17 protein-coding genes and 1 riboswitch are annotated in these 20,326 nt (G+C 56.8%); of the genes, 11 read left to right on the top strand and 6 right to left on the bottom strand.

The features are described from left to right. Positions 1–70 precede the first annotated feature (70 nt). From AC1Z3F_RS09970 to mnhG, 6 genes are read left to right on the top strand one after another with little or no spacing between them, the layout of a single operon-like run. On the top strand, positions 71–3,040 hold the full coding sequence (locus tag AC1Z3F_RS09970) for a Na+/H+ antiporter subunit A (RefSeq protein ID WP_131088954.1): 2,970 nt from the start codon (positions 71–73) through the stop codon (positions 3,038–3,040). Then, the gene (locus tag AC1Z3F_RS09965; protein WP_131088953.1) at positions 3,037–3,486 is read left to right on the top strand and encodes a Na(+)/H(+) antiporter subunit C; all 450 of its coding nucleotides are present in this window, start codon (positions 3,037–3,039) and stop codon (positions 3,484–3,486) included. The genes AC1Z3F_RS09970 and AC1Z3F_RS09965 overlap by 4 nt, the downstream gene beginning before the upstream one ends. After that, the gene (locus AC1Z3F_RS09960; protein WP_131088952.1) at positions 3,483–5,084 is read left to right on the top strand and encodes a Na+/H+ antiporter subunit D; all 1,602 of its coding nucleotides are present in this window, start codon (positions 3,483–3,485) and stop codon (positions 5,082–5,084) included. The genes AC1Z3F_RS09965 and AC1Z3F_RS09960 overlap by 4 nt, the downstream gene beginning before the upstream one ends. A gap of 12 nt (positions 5,085–5,096) precedes the next feature. Next, positions 5,097–5,729, top strand: coding sequence for a Na+/H+ antiporter subunit E (locus AC1Z3F_RS09955; RefSeq protein ID WP_131088951.1), 633 nt, complete (start codon positions 5,097–5,099; stop codon positions 5,727–5,729). Beyond that, positions 5,726–5,992, top strand: coding sequence for an MrpF/PhaF family protein (locus AC1Z3F_RS09950; RefSeq protein ID WP_131088950.1), 267 nt, complete (start codon positions 5,726–5,728; stop codon positions 5,990–5,992). Before AC1Z3F_RS09955 ends, AC1Z3F_RS09950 begins: the two co-directional genes overlap by 4 nt. After that, complete coding sequence (mnhG, locus tag AC1Z3F_RS09945; protein ID WP_131088949.1) at positions 5,992–6,393, top strand: monovalent cation/H(+) antiporter subunit G; 402 nt, start codon at positions 5,992–5,994, stop codon at positions 6,391–6,393. The genes AC1Z3F_RS09950 and mnhG overlap by 1 nt, the downstream gene beginning before the upstream one ends. 88 nt (positions 6,394–6,481) lie before the next feature. On the opposite strand, the gene AC1Z3F_RS09940 is transcribed toward mnhG, so the two are convergent. Then, a complete protein-coding gene (locus AC1Z3F_RS09940) occupies positions 6,482–6,733 on the bottom strand; it encodes a DUF4235 domain-containing protein (protein WP_131088948.1) in 252 nt (83 codons plus the stop codon). 74 nt (positions 6,734–6,807) lie between these two features. Further along, a riboswitch (TPP riboswitch) is annotated at positions 6,808–6,932 on the top strand. Positions 6,933–6,997: 65 nt separating this feature from the next. Between AC1Z3F_RS09940 and AC1Z3F_RS09935 the strand changes: the two genes are divergently transcribed. Continuing rightward, the gene (locus AC1Z3F_RS09935) at positions 6,998–7,618 is read left to right on the top strand and encodes an ECF transporter S component (protein ID WP_131088947.1); all 621 of its coding nucleotides are present in this window, start codon (positions 6,998–7,000) and stop codon (positions 7,616–7,618) included. Beyond that, positions 7,615–9,942, top strand: a complete 2,328-nt coding sequence (locus AC1Z3F_RS09930) for an ATP-binding cassette domain-containing protein (protein WP_131088946.1) — start codon at positions 7,615–7,617, stop codon at positions 9,940–9,942. The genes AC1Z3F_RS09935 and AC1Z3F_RS09930 overlap by 4 nt, the downstream gene beginning before the upstream one ends. Here AC1Z3F_RS09930 and AC1Z3F_RS09925 read toward each other — a convergent pair. After that, a complete protein-coding gene (locus AC1Z3F_RS09925) occupies positions 9,939–10,814 on the bottom strand; it encodes an aminodeoxychorismate lyase (protein WP_483565631.1) in 876 nt (291 codons plus the stop codon). The genes AC1Z3F_RS09930 and AC1Z3F_RS09925 overlap by 4 nt on opposite strands. Before the next feature lie 192 nt (positions 10,815–11,006). On the opposite strand from AC1Z3F_RS09925, the gene cls reads away from it, so the two are divergent. Continuing rightward, the gene (gene cls / locus AC1Z3F_RS09920) at positions 11,007–12,479 is read left to right on the top strand and encodes a cardiolipin synthase (RefSeq protein ID WP_262199503.1); all 1,473 of its coding nucleotides are present in this window, start codon (positions 11,007–11,009) and stop codon (positions 12,477–12,479) included. Here cls and AC1Z3F_RS09915 read toward each other — a convergent pair. The 4 genes from AC1Z3F_RS09915 to AC1Z3F_RS09900 form a co-directional block, all read right to left on the bottom strand. Beyond that, positions 12,466–14,481 (bottom strand): chorismate-binding protein, encoded by a 2,016-nt coding sequence (locus tag AC1Z3F_RS09915; protein ID WP_131088944.1) that lies wholly within the window; start codon positions 14,479–14,481, stop codon positions 12,466–12,468. The two genes, cls and AC1Z3F_RS09915, sit on opposite strands and share 14 nt — an antisense overlap. Beyond that, the gene (locus tag AC1Z3F_RS09910) at positions 14,468–14,977 is read right to left on the bottom strand and encodes a low molecular weight protein-tyrosine-phosphatase (RefSeq protein ID WP_060702393.1); all 510 of its coding nucleotides are present in this window, start codon (positions 14,975–14,977) and stop codon (positions 14,468–14,470) included. The genes AC1Z3F_RS09915 and AC1Z3F_RS09910 overlap by 14 nt, the downstream gene beginning before the upstream one ends. A gap of 90 nt (positions 14,978–15,067) precedes the next feature. Beyond that, a complete protein-coding gene (locus tag AC1Z3F_RS09905) occupies positions 15,068–15,691 on the bottom strand; it encodes a LysE family transporter (protein ID WP_022874312.1) in 624 nt (207 codons plus the stop codon). After that, complete coding sequence (locus AC1Z3F_RS09900; protein WP_022874311.1) at positions 15,688–16,200, bottom strand: MarR family winged helix-turn-helix transcriptional regulator; 513 nt, start codon at positions 16,198–16,200, stop codon at positions 15,688–15,690. Before AC1Z3F_RS09900 ends, AC1Z3F_RS09905 begins: the two co-directional genes overlap by 4 nt. Before the next feature lie 217 nt (positions 16,201–16,417). Here AC1Z3F_RS09900 and AC1Z3F_RS09895 point away from each other — a divergent pair, with 217 nt between their 5' ends. Together AC1Z3F_RS09895 and AC1Z3F_RS09890 are read left to right on the top strand one after the other, a co-directional pair. After that, positions 16,418–18,469: an MMPL family transporter gene (locus AC1Z3F_RS09895; protein ID WP_483565630.1), complete on the top strand. Its 2,052-nt coding sequence runs from the start codon at positions 16,418–16,420 to the stop codon at positions 18,467–18,469. Between the two features lie 288 nt (positions 18,470–18,757). Beyond that, the gene (locus tag AC1Z3F_RS09890; RefSeq protein WP_131088942.1) at positions 18,758–20,293 is read left to right on the top strand and encodes a DEAD/DEAH box helicase; all 1,536 of its coding nucleotides are present in this window, start codon (positions 18,758–18,760) and stop codon (positions 20,291–20,293) included. Positions 20,294–20,326: the final 33 nt, after the last annotated feature.

Below are 20,326 nucleotides of genomic sequence, written 5' to 3'. Positions count from 1 at the left end.
AAAATTACTACTGCGGACTATTTTTGTGGTCAATGCACTCTGCCCAACCAACAGTCGACAGAGGAGACAAGTGCTAGTAATTCTCACTGCGCTGTTTGTGACCGCCCTTTTGTGCCCGCTCTTGTTCCGGGTACTTAAACGAAACGCCTTCTATGTGGTGGCCGCTGTCCCTGCAGTGGGATTTATTTGGTTGCTGACTCAGCTACCTGTTGTACTTGCCGCAGATAACTCTCTGGCCAACGGTGCACCTAATGCGCCGCCTTCACTGAAAATTGAGTGGATCTCCGGACTCAACATCGGGTTGAACTTCCGGATGGACTCCTTATCCGCCACCATCCTGCTGCTGATTCTTGGCGTGGGCGCACTGGTGTTGTTCTACTGTGCACGCTACTTCAAAAACGATGACCCACAAATTGGTGGATTCGCTGCGAAGATGGTTGCCTTCGCCGGAGCGATGACCGGCTTGGTCACGGCCGACGACGTCATCATCATGTTTATCTTCTGGGAAATCACCAGCGTTCTTTCCTATCTGCTCATCGGCTTCAACCAAGCCTTGATCTCAGCCCGCCGTTCGGCAATGACTGCACTGATCGTCACCACCTTGGGTGGTTTGATCATGCTGGCCGGTATCTTGATGATCGGCTCCGAAGCTGGCAGCTACCAGCTCTCCGAGATCTTGGCTTCCGCAGATCGCCTCGTTTCACTTGGTGCCTACACGGACGTAGCCATAGCCTTGATCATTGTTGGTGCCATCTCCAAATCCGCATTGGTTCCTTTCCACTTCTGGCTGCCCGGCGCCATGGCCGCACCAACACCGGTGTCCGCCTACTTGCACGCCGCCGCCATGGTTAAAGCCGGCGTTTATTTGATCGCGCGCTTGGCCCCGGGATTCTCCGAAACAAACCTCTGGGTACCAATGACCGTGGGCATCGGTGTGCTGACCATGCTCATTGGTGGCTTCCGTGCGCTTAAACAGCATGACCTTAAACTGATTCTTGCTTTTGGTACGGTCTCGCAGCTGGGCTTCATCATTGCCATTTTCGGTTTTGGAACACCGGAAGCCGCCTTCGCCGCACTGGCAATGACCTTGGCCCACGGCCTATTCAAAGCGACCTTGTTCCTCAGCGTGGGCATCATTGACCACAACACCGGTACTCGTGATATTCGAAAGCTCAGCGGACTGCGCCGGGCCATGCCGATTCTGAGTGTTACCGCCGGAATCGCTGCAGCATCCATGGCGGGCGTGCCGTTGACCTTTGGCTTTGTGGCCAAGGAAGCAATTTACGAATCCGCGCTGCACTTAGAACACGGCTGGGGCATCGTTGCTTTGATCGGCTTGGTGCTCGGCGCTGGTTTGACCATGGGTTATTCTCTTCGCTTCTTCTTCGGCGCGTTCGGGGTGAAAAAGCATTCGGTGCCGTACCTGACCTGCAAGGCCCCAACACTGATCTTCCTCGCACCATTGCTCCTGCTCTCAGCCATGACGCTGGCCCTTGGCCTGTACCCACAGCTGGTTGAGCCTTTGATGATCCACTGGTCAGCAGCGCAGGGTGGACCAGGCAAAATGCACCTGTTGGCATTTGCTGGACTGAACCCAGCCTTGGGACTCAGCGCAATTTCCATCAGCCTGGGTCTTGCCTTCTACTGGATTCGCCGCCGAACAGATACCGGTGCTGCTCCGAGGCGCATGATCATCTCCGCCGAAGATATCTACCGCATGTCACTCAACGGGCTGGACATGGTTGCCATTTGGATTACCGGTCGCACCCAACGTGGTTCGTTGTCCTTCTACCTCGGCGTGATTCTTGGCGTCGTCTTAGTAGTTCCGCTGGGGATTGCCCTGACAGTCTCGACTCCTTGGCCCGATCTCTGGGTTATTGCTGACCACCCTGCCCAGCTGCTCATCGGTGCGCTGATTATTGCAGGCGCCGTGGTGTCCGTGATTGCGCCAAAGCGTTTCATGGCAGTGCTGATGGTTTCGGTCACCGGCTACGGCATGGTCGCGATCTTTGCCTTGCAGGGGGCACCCGACTTGGCGCTGACCCAACTGTTGGTAGAAACCATCATTTTGGTCTCCTTCGTTTTGGCTCTGCGTGCCTTGCCAAAGCGACTGTGGGGTGGAGTTGCCAAGATCAAATGGGGACGCGCACTGCTGGCAATCGCCTTGGCCGTCATGGTGATCTACATTGCCATCGCCATGATGGGCGCCCGTGACCAAACCCGAATTTCACTTGAATGGCCAGAGCTGGCTTACCACGAGGGTTACGGAAAAAATATTGTCAACGTCGCCCTGGTTGACATGCGTGTCTGGGATACTTTCGGAGAAATCACCGTCCTCGCGGCGGCTGCAACCGGCGTCGCTTCATTGATCTTCGCCGGCCGTAGCTTCGGCTCACGGGTTCGTGCACACGAGGTGGAACCGGGCAGCATCGATTCGGGTTCCGAAGCCATGGGCAATAAGGAATCCAAAGATGTGGAACTGCGCATCGCCCGACGCTTTGCCACCAGCGGCAATCAAGACTGGCTGATGGCCGGAAGTACCCTCGTGGCCGAACGCCGGTCAATTATTTTTGAAGTGGTCACCCGGCTGATGTTCCACTCGGTGCTGATCCTCTCGGTCTACACGCTGCTCACCGGACATAACACTCCCGGTGGCGGTTTTGCCGGCGGTCTGATCGCAGGCCTTGCCTTGACCATCCGTTACCTAGCCGGCGGTCGCATTGAACTCTCTGAGTCACTCAGGATTGCCCCAGGCTTGCTTATCGGTGGCGGTATTGCACTAGCTGGACTGGCCGGAATTGTTCCGCTGTTGCTGGGCGACGAAATTTTCACCATGTATGCCGTGGAGTTCTGGTTCTTTGGAGATCAGAAGTTTGTTACTTCTACGATCTTCGATATCGGCGTGTATCTGGTGGTTTTGGGACTGGTACAGGACGTGCTGCGTTCACTGGGTAGCGAAATTGATTCACTCTCCGAAGGACGTAGCCCGGTGGACCGCCATGACTTTGTACAAGCCTCACAGACAGGAGTTGGCCGATGAGCGTGAACATCACCTTTCTCGTGATTACCGGTGTGCTGCTTGCCTGCGGTTTCTACCTAGTACTTGAACGAACCCTGACCCGTGTGTTGTTAGGCATCATGCTTTTGGGCAACGGCATCAACCTGCTGATCCTGACCACCGGTGGCCGGCGAGGCATTGCCCCGCTGTTCAAACCCGAAATTGCAGCCGAAGAATATTCAGACCCACTGCCGCAAGCATTAATCTTGACGGCAATCGTCATCACCTTCGCGGTGACAGCATTCTTGCTCGCCATGATCTATCGGTCGTGGACGCTGACCAGTGCCGATGAGCTGGCCGATGACACCGAAGATATTAAGGTGTCGCAGAAGACCGCCTACGACGAAGAGGAAGACTCGCCGGTGGCAGAGGATACGACCGAATTCGTTGACGAAGAAGGCCGACCAGTACGTGAGGGGGAAGAGTGAATTTTCTAGATCTAGCACCCCTGGCCGTAGTCCTTCCGATCATTGGCGCCGGTGCCGCGTTCCTGGCCCGCCGCCAGGTGCGCACCCAACGACTGATCACCATCGGCATCCTGTGCCTGACCTTGCTTTTGGAAGCAGGCATGGTGGCAGCCGTCTGGGGCGGGGAAAGTTATGCCATCCACATCGGTGGCTGGGAGTCACCCTTCGGCATCGCACTGATGGTTGATGGCTTCAGCTCCTTTATGTTGCTGATTTCCACCTTGGTGTCACTGGCAGTGTTGTTCTTCGCTACCAGTCAGGGTCTAGCCGACGGGGATGAACCCGGACCAGTCTCGGTATTCCACCCGGCCTACCTGATTCTACTGGCCGGTGTGTCTAACGCCTTCCTGGCAGCGGACCTCTTCAACCTCTATGTCGGATTCGAAATCCTGCTCACCGCCAGCTACGTGCTGCTCACCTTGGGTGCCACAGCTGAACGCATTCGCGCCGGTACTACTTACGTGGTGGTTTCGGTGGTTTCCTCGGTGGTCTTCTTGATGGCCATCGCCATGATCTACGCCGCCACCGGAACGGTGAATATGGCGGACCTCGCGGTGAAGCTGCCACAGTTGGATCAAGGCCCGCAGCTGATCTTGCATGTATTGCTGTTGATTGCCTTCGGCATCAAGGCCGCGGTGTTCCCGCTGTCCTTGTGGCTTCCCGACTCCTACCCAACCGCTCCGGCACCGGTGACCGCCGTGTTCGCAGGGTTGCTGACCAAGGTGGGCGTGTATGCCATCGTGCGTACCGAAACCTTACTGTTCCCCGGAGGCGAAGTACGCGCCGGACTGATGGTGGCCGCAGCGCTGACCATGGTGGTCGGTATTCTTGGTGCATTGGCCCAGACGGACATCAAACGTATGCTGTCCTTCACGCTGACCAGCCACATCGGTTACCTGATCTTTGGTGTTGCTATCGGCACCCCACTAGCCATCGCGGCAACCATCTACTACGTAGGTCACCACATTATTGTGCAGACCTCGTTGTTCATGGTGGCCGGCCTGATTGAACGTCGTGCAGGTAGCTCGAATGTCACCAAGCTCGGCTCGCTAGCCAAACTTTCCCCGGCGCTGTCGCTGCTCTTCTTTATCCCCGCGATCAACTTGGGCGGCATCCCACCGTTCTCCGGATTCCTGGGGAAGTTCGGATTGCTGCACGCCGCAGTACAGGATGCTGACCCATTGACCTGGATTGTTGTTGGCGCTGGTCTGCTCACTAGCTTGCTGACGCTGCTGGCCATCATCCGTGTTTGGGCCCGTGTGTTCTGGCGACGCGCTACCGATGCTGAAGTTCCAAACCAAGAACTAGTGGAACAGGCCGCCTCAGTAGCTATTGAGACTGCTGCTGGTGGAGCGCAAAATCCGGCATTGGGTCTGAAACTGGCCAAGGAGCTTGAAGCCGATTCTTTGCCGTGGGGAATGCGCTATTCCACCGCGTCACTCGTTGTAGCCGGCATTGCGTTGACCGTATTTGCTGGACCAATCTTCGAGTTCTGTGAACGGGTCGCAGCTGAGCTCATTGCTCGCGAACCATATATCAGTGCGATCTTGCCATTGTGATTAGAGGGGACGATGTCGACTAAAAACCTGAAGCACAGAGATCAGCGTATCCATGATGCGCTTGATACTTCTGGTGTCCGTCACCGGGCAACACTCAAACAGGAATGGCCGCTGCTGGCGTTGCTGATCTTTGTCTGGGCAGCCCTCTGGCAAGACTTCTCGCCGGCGAATCTGATCTTCGGTGTCATCGTTGCGCTGATAATTGTCACGCTCTTCCCGCTACCGCCGGTGGTCCTTTCGGGCCGTGTGAACGTCTGGTACTGCTTTGAACTGTTTATCTGGTTCATCGGTCAAGTATTTGTGGCAAGTTTCCAAGTGGCACGACTGGCGATCTTCCGGGGAAAGAAAACCCGCAGTGGAGTGATCGCCGTGGAGTTGCGTACCGACTCGGATTTGATTGTCACCGCGGTGGGACATGTACTGACGCTGATTCCTGGATCATTTGTTATCGACGTTGACCGGCGCTCATCAACGCTGTACTTGCACTACATCAACATCGAATCGAGATCCGACATGGAACGGGCCCGCGAAGCGGTGCGCGACATTGAACGTCGAGTGATCATGGCGATGGGTAGCCACGATGAATTTGAAGCAATCAAGCACGAATGCGGTCCAATTCTTGGTCGAGTAGGAGGCAAAAAATGATGACAATCGTGATGTGGATTTGCGGCATCATGCTGGGTCTAGCCACCGTTGCGTGCTTGATCCGCGTTGCCAAGGGCCCCTCGATTCTTGACCGAGTCTTAGCCTTGGACGTGATGCTGCTGATCATTTCCGTGGCGTTGTGCTTGGAAATGGTCTTCAACCGCCACACCGACTACCTGTTGTTTGTCGTTGTTGCGTGCACCTTGGGCTTCATTGGCTCGGTTACGGTGTCGCGGTACGTCTCGGATCAGAGGAACGCCTAATGGAATTGTTCCTCGATATTCTTGTCGCCGTCCTACTGATCACCGGCTGCCTCATGTCGCTGATTGCCGGTATCGGTCTGCTTTCATTCCCCGACATGCTCACTCGGATGCACGCCGCCACCAAACCGCAAGTACTTGGCTTTCTGCTGATCTTCACCGCGCTAGCAATTCACTTGCGTAGCTGGAGTGTGGTTCCAGTATTGTTCCTGGCTTGGGGGATGCAGCTACTGACCGCTCCCGTATCCGCACATATGATTGGGCGCGCTGGTTACCGAACCAAGCACGCTGCCAAACAATCTCTCTACGCCGATGAACTGAGGCAAGTAGTGGACACGGTATCTGACGCACCGGCCACCGCGTCTGTTGAAGTCTCCAGCGAAGAGTCGAAGGACTCAAAGTAAAACTGAGCAGTGAAAAACTGAGCAGTGTAAAACTGAACAAAACAAAAAGGAACGGCCCACCATTGGTGGGCCGTTCCTTGAGCATTAGCTACTTGCTGAACCGTGCGACAACCTTGTTGGTGCCACGGTCTGCCAAGACCTGGATGGTCGCTGCGACAATCGATGAGAAGATCGCGAATCCGAGCGCCTGACGGAATGAAGCCTCAGCAGCTTCTTCGCTACCCTTGCGGGGAGCCTTATTTCCGGTGACGCCCTTCCACAGCTGATCAACTAGCTTGCTGCCGAGCAAACCGGCGCCAATCGAAATTCCGGTGGTGGCAAGTTTCTGTACTGTGTTCATATTGCCCTCGCTTCAACGTCGTAACTTATCTTTCCTCTGCCCAGCATACCTGCGGTAAGGTGGGGGAGCAGTAATTTTTCCGACAGGGGAGCGTCAGACTTCAAAAAAGAAGTCGCCAAGACGCTGAGAGTGCGATAGATCGCAGACCCTCGAACCTGCTCCGGCTAGTACCGGCGAAGGAAGTCGAGCATCTCGGATGCGGACGGGTGTAGCACTATGCCATCAGTCCGTACATCTCCCCTCCTAAATATAGGAGGACCACCCATGAACCAAGTAGCAGCAAAACAGCGAACCAGCTGGCGCGTTGTCGACATCGTCGTAGCCTCAGTAATCGCCGTAGCCTCAGGAGTGATCTTCTGGGCTTGGAGCGCAGGCATGCCGCTGTTCTCGCTAGCTTTTGTTGCCTTCCCACCTGCCGCTGCACTGCTGACTGGCGTATGGCTCTTCCCAGCGGTACTCGGTGCCCTGATCATCCGCAAACCAGGTGCAGCAGTGTTCTGCGAATTACTGGCAGCCATTATCGAGGCATTGCTGGGATCTCACTACGGTCTGAGCGTCATCGTTTCCGGGCTGGTCCAGGGCCTTGGTGCTGAATTGGTCTTTGCCATCTTCCGCTACCGCAAGTGGAACCTGAGCGTTGCGCTCATTGCAGGTTTTTTCACCGGCATCTTCGCCGGTATTTCCGAAGCCTACATCCTGGCGTACTACGTGGAATACACCTCATCACTAAAGATCTTGCACGTGCTGATCACCGGCGTCTCTGGACTGATTATCGCTGGTCTGCTGTCTTGGCTGGCCACCCGTGGATTGGCTAAGACCGGTGCACTGAGCGCACTGGCTAGCCGCCGTGCTCACCTCGAGTCCGGGAAACTGGCCGCCAAATGAGTTCGCTGGCTAACCGTGGCGCTGACGCTCAAACTCGGCGGGGCGCCGAGATTTCTGCGCGTGGTTTTAGCTGGCAGCATGCCGAAAGAACAACTCCCGCCGTTTCCGATTTAGACCTTAATATTCAGGCCGGCCAGAAAGTACTTCTTGTTGGTCCTTCCGGTGCGGGAAAGTCGACCTTGCTACATGCTCTGGCGGGGTTGTTGGAAGTCGACGAGTCGCAGCAAATGCGTGGGGAGCTACTCATTGACGGGGCAGATGCCTTTGCTCGCCAACGCCCGGTTGGGCTGATGCAGCAAGACCCGGAGACCCAAGTGGTGCAGAGCCGGGTAGCTGATGATGTCGCCTTCGGTGCGGAGAATCTTGCTGTAGATCCCGAGGTGATCCGTGAGCGCATCCCAGAAGTATTGGACGCTGTAGGTCTAGGCATGCTCTCCTTTGACCACCGGACCCAAGAACTATCCGGAGGACAGAAACAGCGACTGGCTCTGGCCGGGATCTTGGCCATGCAGCCAGGATTGATGCTCCTTGATGAGCCGACCGCCAACGTGGACCCAGAGGGGATCGGTCCCTTGCGCGATGCCGTGCTTAATGCGGCACAGCTCAGCGGGGCCACCGTGCTGGTAGTTGAACACCGGTTGGAAGTCTGGGCCCAGCACATGGACCGCATCATCGTCCTTGAGCCAGGTGGCGGAGTAGCCCATGATCTGAGCCCGCAACAGCTCATGGAGGATCAGCAGCTTCGCGCTGAACTCGCTTCGGCCGGTCTGTGGGTTCCCGGCTACCTGCCACAAATCCAACAAGTGACACTCCAGCCGGGAGGAACCTTGCTGGAGGCCAAAGACTTGGTGTGCGCCCGAGCTGAGCAAGCACCGCGCACCCGCCCGGTTACCCTACAAGTCCGCGCAGGCACCGCAACGGTCATCCGTGGTGAAAACGGTGCAGGTAAATCCACCTTGGCACTCACCGTTGGTGGCTTGCTCGCTCCTGTCGCAGGACAGCTTGATGCAAGCGAGCAGCTAGCCAATGGTCTTGGCAGCTCACCGTTTAGCTGGAAAGCTGGTGCGCTGATTGGTCGGATCGGTTCAGTGTTCCAAGAACCTGAGCACCAATTTGTGGCGCAAACCGTCCGTGAAGAACTAGCTTTTGCTCCGTTAAGAGCCAAAGCCATTGGCGGGCGAGAACTGAAATACGAGCCGGAACAAGTTGAGCAGTTAGTGCAGTCACTGCTGGTGCGCTTGGGTCTGGAACATCTTGCTGACGCAAACCCATTCACGCTCTCCGGAGGAGAGAAACGTCGGCTATCCGTAGGCACCGTGTTAGCCGCTTCTCCAGACGTGTTGATCCTTGATGAACCAACCTTCGGACAGGATGCCAATACGTGGCGTGAATTAGCGCAGCTGCTGGTTGCTCAGTTGGAGCAGGACACCGCGATCATTGCGGTGACTCACGATGAACATTTGGCCAGCGTCTTGCAGGCTGAGCAGATTCATCTAGCTGCACTGCCAAGCGGCGACGTGGCCAAGCCTAAGGGACCGGTACTGGATGCTCCGGTGGGCGATAGCTGGCTAGCTAAGATCAACCCGTTAGCCAAGCTGGGCGCCGTGGCTACCGCAACGTTGCCTTTGATCAGTACATTGGATGCAGTCTCGGCTTTGGTGATCGTTGTTGCCAGCGTTGTGTTGTTCCCACTGGCCGGTCTCAGTCCGCTGAAGTTCCTCAAACGGGCGTGGCCGCTGCTACTGGCAGGGCTTTTTGCTGCGTGGGGTATTGCACTGGTTGGCCAAGATAGTGGCGCAGTCTATGCGCAGCTTGGACTGTTCAGTATTACCGAGGGTTCGCTGCAGGGCGGTATTGCCACCGGGCTGCGGGCCTTCGCCTTGGCGATTCCATGCATCTTGTTGTTGGCCACCACCAACCCGAGTGATCTGGGCGGGGCACTGTCTCAACAGCTTAAGGTCCCGCATCGTTTTGTGCTCGGCGCATTAGCCGGAATGCGATTGCTGGGACTGATGATTGAGGAATTTACGACGTTGACCTTGGCCCGTCGGGCTCGTGGTGTCGGAAACTTCGGCACCCTCGCTGAGCGGATTGGCGCGAAACTTGGTCAGAGCCTGGCCTTGCTGGTTCAGGCCATTCGCCGTGCCGGTCGTTTGGCAACCACCATGGAAGCTAAAGGCTTTGGTACGGCCAAACGGACCTGGATCCGCACGGCCACCTTCACCCGGACCGACGCCGCGGTACTTATCGCCGGCATCGTCCTGGGTGCTGCAGCTGTAGGTGCGGCCCTGTGGGCCGGCACCTACAACCTTGTGTGGAGTTAGCGAATTGCGTCGCTGAGGGCGCTGAGTTCTTCATGGAGCTCAGCGTCTAGACGCAATGGCTTGGCATCCAAGGTGCGCACCGGAGTGAGCAGACGGATCGAGGAAACCAACCAGACACCATCAGCCTGGTAGAGATCTTCTGGACGCAACGGGCCGTAACCCAGTTCCCAACCGTCTTGAGCAGCCGCATCAAAGATTGCACTCTGTGTGGTGCCCGGCAGGATACCCGTTTCTAGCATGGGGGTCAGCAGACGCTTGGTCTCACCATCGCGCTGGGCAACCAACACCGTTGAGGTGGGAGCTTCCAGCACGATACCGTCGGCCGAAGTGAAAATAACATCATGGGCGCCGTGCTTGCGTGCATAACGTAGGGCTGCCATGTTGATCGAGTAGGACAGGGTCTTCGCGCCCATCATCAACCATGGTGCACGTTCGGCAAGCTTGGAATCGTAGCCACGATCAAGCAAGAGTACGTCGACTCCTGATTCGCGCTGCTCTTTGCCTAGGGTCGGGGCAGGAGTGACAGTCACCCAACAGATTGCTGGATCTTCATCATGCTCACCACGAGCTGCGATCAGTTTGACCACAGCTTCCTCTGCGCCGCCGGTGGCGTCAAAGTCAGCCACGGCCGTATCAACTGCGGCATACCAGGTGCGTGCATCGGGAATGATCAGGTCTGATAGTTCAGCCGAGCTGGCCAGACGAGCAAGGTGCGCTTCAAATTTGCGAACCGCTTGGTTGGTGTAGAGCATCGATTCGAAGATGCCGTCTCCACGGGTGACTCCCTGCACGGTGACTGGAAGTTGTGGTGCGGAAATATCGGCCAAGTAGCCTGCCGGATAGGCCGGATCCAAGAATACTAGAGAACTCATACCTACAGATTATCGAACCCATAGCCCATGTGTGACCTTTGAGCTCACGGATGTTCAGACTTCTTAGTGAATCTTAGATAAGCTAAGCGGAGGAATTTGAGCTGTATTACGCAGATCAGAGCCGGAAATCGCGACGATCATCGTGCGTAACGAAGGGGTGTACCAGCAGTGTTACCGAGTAATGAAGTACTTATGCAGATCGGTAGCGTGCTGTGGAGCATCCTTGTAGCCATCGAATTGGTGGTCCGTTACTTCATGATCGGTATCGTTCCGGGCAACCGACGCCCCACCACGGCGATGGCTTGGCTCTTGGGAATCTTCTTCCTTCCGGTGGTTGGACTTTTGGCCTACTGGCTTTTTGCTAACCCGCGGCTCTCGCGTAGTCGGTTAGAAAAGCAGAAGCGTGCCCACGAGCAAATCATTGACGCCACCAAGCACATGGAGTTGCCTGAAGAATTTCACTCCCAAGAAGAGTGGGTTGAATCTGCGGTCAGCCTGAACCGTAACTTAGGTGCTATGCCCCTAGAAGGTGGCAACAGTGTTGAGGTTATTTCTGACTACCGTTACTCGATGGAGTCGATGCGTCATGAAATCGACAAAGCAACACGCTACATCCACATTCAGTTCTACATCATGGGCGACGACGAAGAATATGTTGGCCCAGTCCTTGAAGCACTAGAACGCGCGGCACAACGTGGTGTGCACGTGCGCCTGCTCTTTGACCACCTAGGTACCTTGCGAGTTAAGGGCTATGGCGAGTTGAAAAAGCGTCTAAAAAAGTCAGGGATCAACTGGCGTCCCATGCTTCCCATTGACTTGATTGGTCGGCGCTGGCGCCGCCCAGACTTGCGTAACCACCGCAAGATTTTGGTCATTGATGGCGAGGTCGGTTTCACCGGGAGCCAGAACCTGATTGAACCGGGTTACAAGCGTAAGTCTTCGCATAAGGTCGGACGCGAGTGGGTCGAAATGATGCTGCGCGTTGAAGGTCCTTTGGTTCGCAGCTTGGACGTGACCTTTGCTATTGACTGGTGGCAGGAAGAAAACGACCAAGAAGTCCTGATGGACATGAACGAGGCCAGGCACCCGTTGGCCTACGAAGAACGTCCCGGGTCAACCTTGGCGCAGCTACTTCCAAGCGGTCCGGGCTTCGGCAAGGAAAATAACCTACGCCTGTTTAATACGCTGATCTACTCGGCCTCCGAGCGCTTGGAAATCACCAGCCCGTACTTTGTGCCAGATGATTCCATGCTCTACGCAATTACTACTGCAGCCCAGCGCGGGGTAGAAGTTGAACTTTTTGTCTGTGAAGAAGGCGACCAGTTCCTGGTTCACCACGCGCAGCAGTCCTACTACCAGCAACTTCTCGAAGCTGGTGTACGTATTCACTGCTACCCAGCGCCGATGGTTCTGCACACCAAGTGCTTCACTGTTGATGACGAAGTGGCGGTCGTCGGATCCTCAAATATGGATATGCGTTCCTTCAGCCTGAACATGGAAATTTCCGTGATGCTCTTGGGCAAGGAGATGGTCAACGCGGTCAACGAAGTACAGAATCACTACCGCGAGATTTCTACGGAAATCACTTTGGGGCAGTGGCGCCGTCGTCCACGAATGCAGCGCTGGATAGACAACGTAGCCCGCCTCACCGCTACGTTGCAGTAGGCTGCGGGAAGCTGGCGCCGAGGGCTTGAAGGACACCACGGGATTTGGTGATGACCTCTTCCCACTCTTCTTGTGGAACTGAGTCTGCGGTAATTGCTCCGCCCAGCCCCAAAGATAATCGCCACGACGCATCAGGCAAACGGTCACAAACCAGTGTGCGGATAACTACGGAGAAGTCGGCAGCACCGTCGGCTCCGAAATAGCCCACCGCCCCGGAGTACAGGCCGCGGGCACGGTGCTCTTCGAGCTCATCAAGGATGTTCATCGTGGACAGCTTTGGGGCACCGGTCATTGATCCCGGTGGGAAGGCTTCGCGCAAGGCCCCAGCCGCCAGTTCTGGCTGACTCAGGGTGGCGTCGATGGTGGAGACCATTTGATGCACCGTTGCGTAGCTTTCCACAGAGCACAACCGTGTCACCTTGACGGATCCGGGCACTGCGTAATGTGAGAGATCATTGCGCAGAAGATCAACAATCATGATGTTTTCTGCGCGGTCTTTTGGATGCGTTGCTAGATCATGTTTGAGTGCCAGGTCTGAGACTTCGGTGACGCCGCGTGGTCGTGTGCCCTTGATGGGTTCAGCACGTAGCTGCCCATCGTTAGACAGAGCCAAAAAACGTTCTGGAGAGATACTTGCGACTTCAAGGTCAGCTAACTTCAAGTAGTGAGCAAAGGGCGCCGGGCTGCTAAGGCGCATCCTGCAATAGGCTTCGAACGGATCAAAGTCTTGGGCAACGGCGGTCAACTCGGTGGTCAGGCAGACTTCGTAAGTGTTGCCCTCATAGATTTCGTGTTGCGCAGCGAGGATTTTGGTTTGGTAACCGGCTGCGGTGTCAGCACATACAAATTCAGGTATCGGTAGTGTTTTGCTCCGGCGATCTTGCGGTGGATTGCCAAGAAGGATGGACAGCTGCGCGGAAGGTTTGCTGGCACTGTGTAAATGCATCTGGGAGCTCAGATGATCAATGACCATGATGGTGTCCGGAGCGAAAAATTGCGCGTCGGGACGCGTTTGTCCCGGAGAGATTTCTGCGCTGATATTTGAGGCTGCGACTTCGCGCTTGAGCTCATAGCCGAGGTAGCCCACCCATAGTGGCAGTGGGTAGTCGGTGTGCAACTGGTTTTTTGAGGGCCAGAGGGAGCCTAGTGAGTCAAAGAAATTTTGACCGAGTTGAAGGCGCGCCCCGCCCACGGTGATGTAGGCTCCTGATTCGTTGGCCCCGAGGATTGGCGGTTGAGCACTGGTTGCAAAAGCGAGGATGGAATAGCGGTTGCGCCCCAGCGGATCATCAAGGTGCTGGCTGGTGGATTCCAAAAGAGCAGCGTGGGGTAACTGGGCTGTGAGCTGTTCAAAAAGTGCAGCCACATCAACTGGTGCCTGATAACTTTGGCGCAATGTAGGCAGGTTGGAGCCCTGAGCCGTACCGCCAAAAAGTTCCTTGATCGCTTCGGGCAAGAAATGGCTGGCGCCCAAAAGCGAGTTGAGCGGATCAGCAACTTCGGAAGTATCAATGAACAGCAGCGCATGATCAGCAGGTGAGTGAGTCTGAAGATAAACAGATTCTTGCTCTGCCCACGTAGACCAGTACGGGCGGTAGGTTTGACCGTCCCGGGCTAAAGCGCGTTCGCGGCGAAAATCTTCCGGTGCTGCAAGCCAGATGCCGAAGTTTATGATTTCGCGGGCTTGGTCGTTGAGTGCTCCGACGCCTTCAATGATGAGAATGTCGGCGGCCGTGAACTCGTGGTGCTCTCCAAGGCGATCGTTTGCCCAATCCCAGGTGGAGTAGGTGACTGTTTCTCCTGCGGCTAAGGCGGGTAGTAGGTCGTTGTACATCCGCCGGGCATCGGCGAGGCCGTGCCACCCATGGTAGAGGTCTTCAAGGCGCAGGATATTTACAGAAGAGAACTCTGAAAGGTGCTGCGCTAGTGATGATGCGAAGGTGCTTTTGCCTGAACCGGAGCGTCCATCAATGGCAATGAAAGTTGGTCTAGCGGTTTCCACGAGAAGCGATATTACTCCGCACGTAATCTACAAGGGCTGGCAGGGAAGCAGAAATAAGTTTCCAGGTTTCACGGAAGTCGCCGGCATCGCCATACCAGGGGTCGTAAACGCCCTGGCGGTCATGCGGCGAGCTGGCGGCCTGCGGATCAAAGGAGCGGAACATGCGCAGCTGAGGTCGTTGCGACGGGTCGAGCTCCGCCAACTCTGGTACCAGTTCTTCGAAGTGGTCGGTGTCCATGGCCAGGACGAGGTCCATATCGGCCAATTCATCGGCGTCGATTTGGGCAGCGACATGTTCTGAGGCGTCCAGTCCATGGCTGTGCAGGATGCTGGCGGCGCGCTCGTCGATGGGGTTGCCGACTTCGCCGTCGGTGATGGCCCGCGAGAGCACTTGAACTTCGTTGACATCGGCATTAACCAAGGCGTCTTTGAGCATGTACTCGGCCATAGGCGAACGGCAGATATTCCCCGTGCACACGATCATTATCCGGAACATGGCATCAGTCTATGGGCACAAGCGCTCTGGTGCGATAGCTACGCGCCCGAAAGTCGGGCATAAATCGGTAACGTTTCAGGGTTGATGCCGCTAGTGCAGGAACAGCAGCAGAAGAGCGACAAGGATGAACAGGACCCCGAAGAGGATGTTCAGCATCTTTGCGCCGCGGTAGGTGGCGGTGAAGCGCTGGAAAGTGCGTGCGGTTCCGGCAAAGAAGAAGTACATCACCAGGATGTCCACGGCGATGACCGTTCCGATGTACAACGCGTATTGACCCAGCAGCGGTTGATCTGCGTTGATGAATTGCGGGGTGAAAGCCAAGAAGAACACGATGGCCTTGGGATTGAGCAAGTTGACCAGGATCCCGCGGTTGAGCATCACGCGTCGGGTCAGCTGCCGCCCCGAGGTGGTTCCATCGGAGGCCACTTCCGGTTTGGACAGCAGCATTCGGATTCCCAGATACACCAGGTAGGCCGCTCCGGCATATCGGATGATGGCAAAGAGCGCTGGGCTATTGGCTACCAGGATTCCAACGCCGGCGGCGACAATCACTACATGGATGAGCAAGGCGATTTGCTGTCCGAGGATGCCCCAGATGGAGGCACGCCAGCCTTGGCGCATCGAATTGTTCATGGTGTTGATGGCGCCAGCACCGGGAGTGAAGCTGATGATGATGCAGGCGCTGAGCAGGGAAAACCACAGTGAAAGAGTCACCGGTTAATGCTAGTGCCCGCTGGCGGGTTCGAGGGATTCGCGGGACTTTGCGTTACGGCTTCTTGACGGGCAGCGTCGACCCCGGCGATGGCATCGTTCATGAAGCGGGTAACGATCTGGAGTTCTTGGTCGTTGTAGGTGCCGATGACTTCCATCATTTTCATGCCCAGCGGCATGAACATTTGGCGTCCCTTGAGCCGGGCCTTGTCGGTTGGAGAGATCCGGATGACTCGTCGATCCTGGTCGGAGCGCAACCGTTCAATCATGCCCAGGCGTGCGAGGCGGTCCAGCATCGCAGTGGTGGCGGGGGAACTCAATTGCAGTTCATGGCTCAGGTCCTTGGGGGACGGCAGTGCTCCGCGTTGCTGGTACTTCATGATGATGGACAGGGCGTTCATGTCCGTTCGGTGGGTGCCGAATTGCGCTCCCGTGGATTCAACATAGCGGTCGGTTGCCTGGCTGAATTCCTGTAGGAGCACCACCAGCTGCTGGTAGTCGCTTGCAGTCATAGCCGCAATCCTAAACCGTTTTGGCCCGTGTCCAGAAAAAATAGTTCGATGGTGGAACTATCTAGGGTAATGTTGGATTCACATCGAGGATCGATGCGCAGAGCGCGACTATGAATGAGGAAACGCGAAAGTGCCACAACAAACCCAGCTAGCAAACGGCTCGTCCACTACCAGAAAAAGAAAAAGCATAGGTATAAGAGCTGGAATCTACGCTGTCTTGATTCTGCTATGGCTCGGCGTGGCTGGACTTGGCGGACCCACTTTCGGGAAGCTTTCCGAAGTCCAGACCAATGACCAGACCTCTTTCCTTCCGGCCAGCGCAGAAGCCACCCGGGCCCTTGAATGGCAGAACAAATTCCAAACTTCTGAAGCGATCCCCGCCGTCGTGGTCCTAACCGGCACGGGGGAACTCGAGGCTTCTGCCGTCACTGCGCTCGCCGAAAAGCTTGCCGGCTTCACATACCTCGAAGGGGATGTGGTTGGACCGTTTATTTCCAAGGACGGGCAAGCTGCTGAACTGCTCGTACCAATCTCCGGCGAGACCGAAGCCAAAGAAGGCGTCGAGGAACTGCGCTCCCTGATCGCCGCGGAAAAGCCCGAAGGCACCACTGCCTACGTGACGGGACCGGCAGGGTTCAGCGCGGACTTGGCTGAGGCCTTCGGCGGCATCGACGGTGTGCTGCTGGGCGTGGCACTGGCAGCGGTGCTGGTTATCCTGCTGCTGGTCTATCGCTCGTTGTTGCTGCCCATCACGGTGCTGATGACCTCGATGGTTGCCCTCTGCGCCGCGATTCTGAGCGTCTATTTCATGGCCTCGGAAGGCTGGATCCGGTTGGATGGCCAGGCCCAAGGCATCCTTTCCATTCTGGTGATTGGCGCGGCCACGGATTACTCGTTGCTCTTTGTCGCACGGCACAAGGAAGCCTTGGTCTCCGGCGCTGACAAGTGGCAGGCAGTGTCCACGGCGTTCAAGAGCTCGCTGGAGCCGATTGTCGCGTCGGGTGGCACCGTCACCGTGGGCCTGCTATGCCTGCTCTTCTCGGATTTGAACTCCAACAAGGCTCTGGGGCCCATCGGCGCTTCGGGCATCATCTTCTCGATTATTGCCGCACTGACCTTCTTGCCAGCAGTACTGGGGCTCTTGGGCAGGGCCGCCTACTGGCCATTTGCTCCCAAGCCTCAAAGCGCTCCCCAAGACCCGGGGATCCCGGCGGGCCTGTGGGGCAGGATCGCTGGATTTGTCGCCCGGCATCCACGGCCGATTTGGATGATCACTGTTGTCGTCTTGGCCGCGGGAGTGCTGGGTGTCACCGGGCTCAAGGCCCACGGAGTGCCTCAAAGCGAACTGGTGGTTGGCGGTTCCGAAGCCCGGGATGGCCAGGTAGCGCTGGGCGAGCATTTCCCGGGAGGAACTGGCTCCCCGGCAACGGTGATTGTTGATCAAGCAGATGCCCAGGCAACCCTGGACAAGGCTCTTGATGTGACGGGCGTTGACTCAGCGTACCTGCAGGCCGAAAATGGCGGCCCTGCACTTGCCGAGCGCGGAATTGAGCCGTATGAGGTCCAGGGGCGGAACCTCATTTCTGTGACCCTGGCCGATGCCGCCGACTCCGATGAGGCCAAGCAAACTATCGTTGCGCTGCGCGATGCAGTGCACCAGGTCAATTCGCAAGCGCTGGTTGGCGGCACCACCGCCACGCAGCTCGATACCAATGCAACGGCGCAGGCGGACCTCTACAAGATCATCCCCACGACTCTGGGCGCGATCTTTGTGATTCTGATGCTGCTCTTGCGCTCGGTGCTCGCGCCATTGCTCTTGATGATCACCACGGTGCTCTCCTATGGAACGGCCATGGGTGTTAGCGCGTTGGTCTTCAATAATGTCTTCAACTATGTTGGCGCGGATCCTTCGGTGCCGTTGTTCGGCTTTGTATTCCTGGTAGCGCTGGGCGTGGATTACAACATTTTCCTCATGACTAGAGTGCGCGAGGAGTCCTTGAAGATCGGCACCTATGAAGGCATGCGCCGCGGGCTGCAGGTCACCGGCGGCGTGATCACATCTGCAGGTGTTGTCCTTGCAGCAACCTTCGCCGCACTAGGGGTTGTACCCATCATGTTCCTGGGACAACTGGGGTTCATTGTTGCCTTCGGCGTGCTTCTTGACACTTTTATTGTCCGCAGCCTGCTAGTGCCAGCACTGGTGGAGGAGATTGGGCCAAAGGTCTGGTGGCCCTCCAAATTGGCACGCAAAATTGGCGCCAGCAAGTAGCGGGAACGTGGTGAAAGTCTCCGGCATATCAAGGGCAAGGCGGGGATGGTCACAGGCCAATCAGGTTCAAGCACTGTAGAGTGGATACTTGTGCACCTCCGGATTTGACCGGATGCATGCGTCGACAGTTTAGATTTCCCCTCCAGCTGATTCCCCGGAATGATTCCGTGCGGATTCACCGGTGGTTGCAGGCCAGAACGATGGCCCTGCGCGGTGCGGACTTCCTCCTGGCTCGGCGAGACCCAGCGCCACGGCTCGTGGCGTGCGAATCAGAGAGAAAGCTTGAATATGTCCGTAACTTTTAGCGCCCTGGGCGTGCCCGGAAACCTTGCCAAAGTCCTTTCCGAGAGCGGAATCGAAACCCCCTTCCCGATTCAGGAAGCCACCTTGCCATCCACATTGGCTGGCGGAGATGTTCTTGGCCGCGGACAGACCGGTTCCGGCAAGACCTTGGCTTTCTCGTTGCCACTGGTCGCTCGCTTGGCACAGCGTCCCCAGCGCCGCAAGGCCCGCTTCCCCCGCGCATTGATCATGGCGCCAACCCGTGAATTGGCAACCCAGATCGCGAAGACTGTCGATCCCCTGGCGAAGGCTAGCGGCCTGCGCACCACCGTCATCTACGGCGGCGTGGCTCAGAGCCGTCAGGAAAAGGCCATGAATGAGGGCGTTGACATTGTCATCGCTTGCCCAGGTCGTCTTGATGACCTGATCAAGCAGAAGATCGTTGACCTTTCCCAGCTTGAAATCTCCGTACTGGACGAAGCTGACCACATGGCAGATATGGGCTTCTTGCCTGTAGTTCGCCGCATCATGGACCGTATGCCAACCGGCATCCAGCACATGCTGTTCTCTGCTACTTTGGACAACGGCGTGGACAAGGTCGTCAAGCGTTACCTGAGCAACCCAACCATTCACTCGGTGGATGCGCCTCAGGCTGCTGTGAACACCATGGAGCACCACGTTTTTGTTATCGGCAACGATGACAAGAAAGAACTGATCCGTATTCTGGCTCAGGGCACCGCACGCCGCATCATGTTCATGCGCACCAAGCACCACGCAAAGAAGATGGCTCTTGCACTCTCCAAGGCTGGCGTTCCAGCGGTGGACCTGCACGGCAACCTCTCGCAGAATGCCCGTGACCGCAACCTGGCAGCCTTTGCTTCCGGCGAAGCTAAGGTTCTTGTAGCTACCGACGTTGCCGCCCGTGGCGTCCACGTTGATGGTGTGGAACTGGTTGTTCACGTTGATCCACCAGCAGAGCACAAGGCTTACACCCACCGCTCGGGCCGTACCGCCCGTGCAGGTTCGGATGGAACCGTAGTTACCATTTGCACCCCTGATCAGCAGGGCGACGTTGCTTCGTTGCTGAAGCAGGCTGGCCTGAAGGTACCTTTCGAAAAGGTCAACCTGAACTCGCCAGTTGTTGCCAAGGTTGTTGGCGAAGTTGCTGAGCACGTTGCCTACGTTGCTCCAGCACAGCAGACCCGTAACCCAGCTAAGAAGAAGCCAGCTGGCGAATCTTCGAACGCTCGTGGTGGCCGCGGTGGCGGACGCAATGTTCGCGGTGGCGAAGGTCAGTCCCGCGGTGGCGAACGTCGTCGCTCGGATCGTGACGGCGCATCGAGCCAGTCTGAGCGTCCAGCACGCGAAGCACGTGGTGGCAACGCTGATCGTCCAGCACGTTCAGCTCGCGGTGCAAACACAGAGCGTCCATCGAACGCTTCACGCGGATCGCGTGCTGGTGGTCGCAACGCTTCAGCACCGACCGGTGGCCGTTCACGCGGACCACGTCGCGCTTCGAGCCCGACCACTAGCGGTCGCTAAAACTAAATAGTCATCACGAAGCCCTGGACAGCA

The organism is Glutamicibacter sp. MOO4 (assembly GCF_056934395.1).
This window is presented reverse-complemented; position numbering and strand designations above follow the sequence as displayed.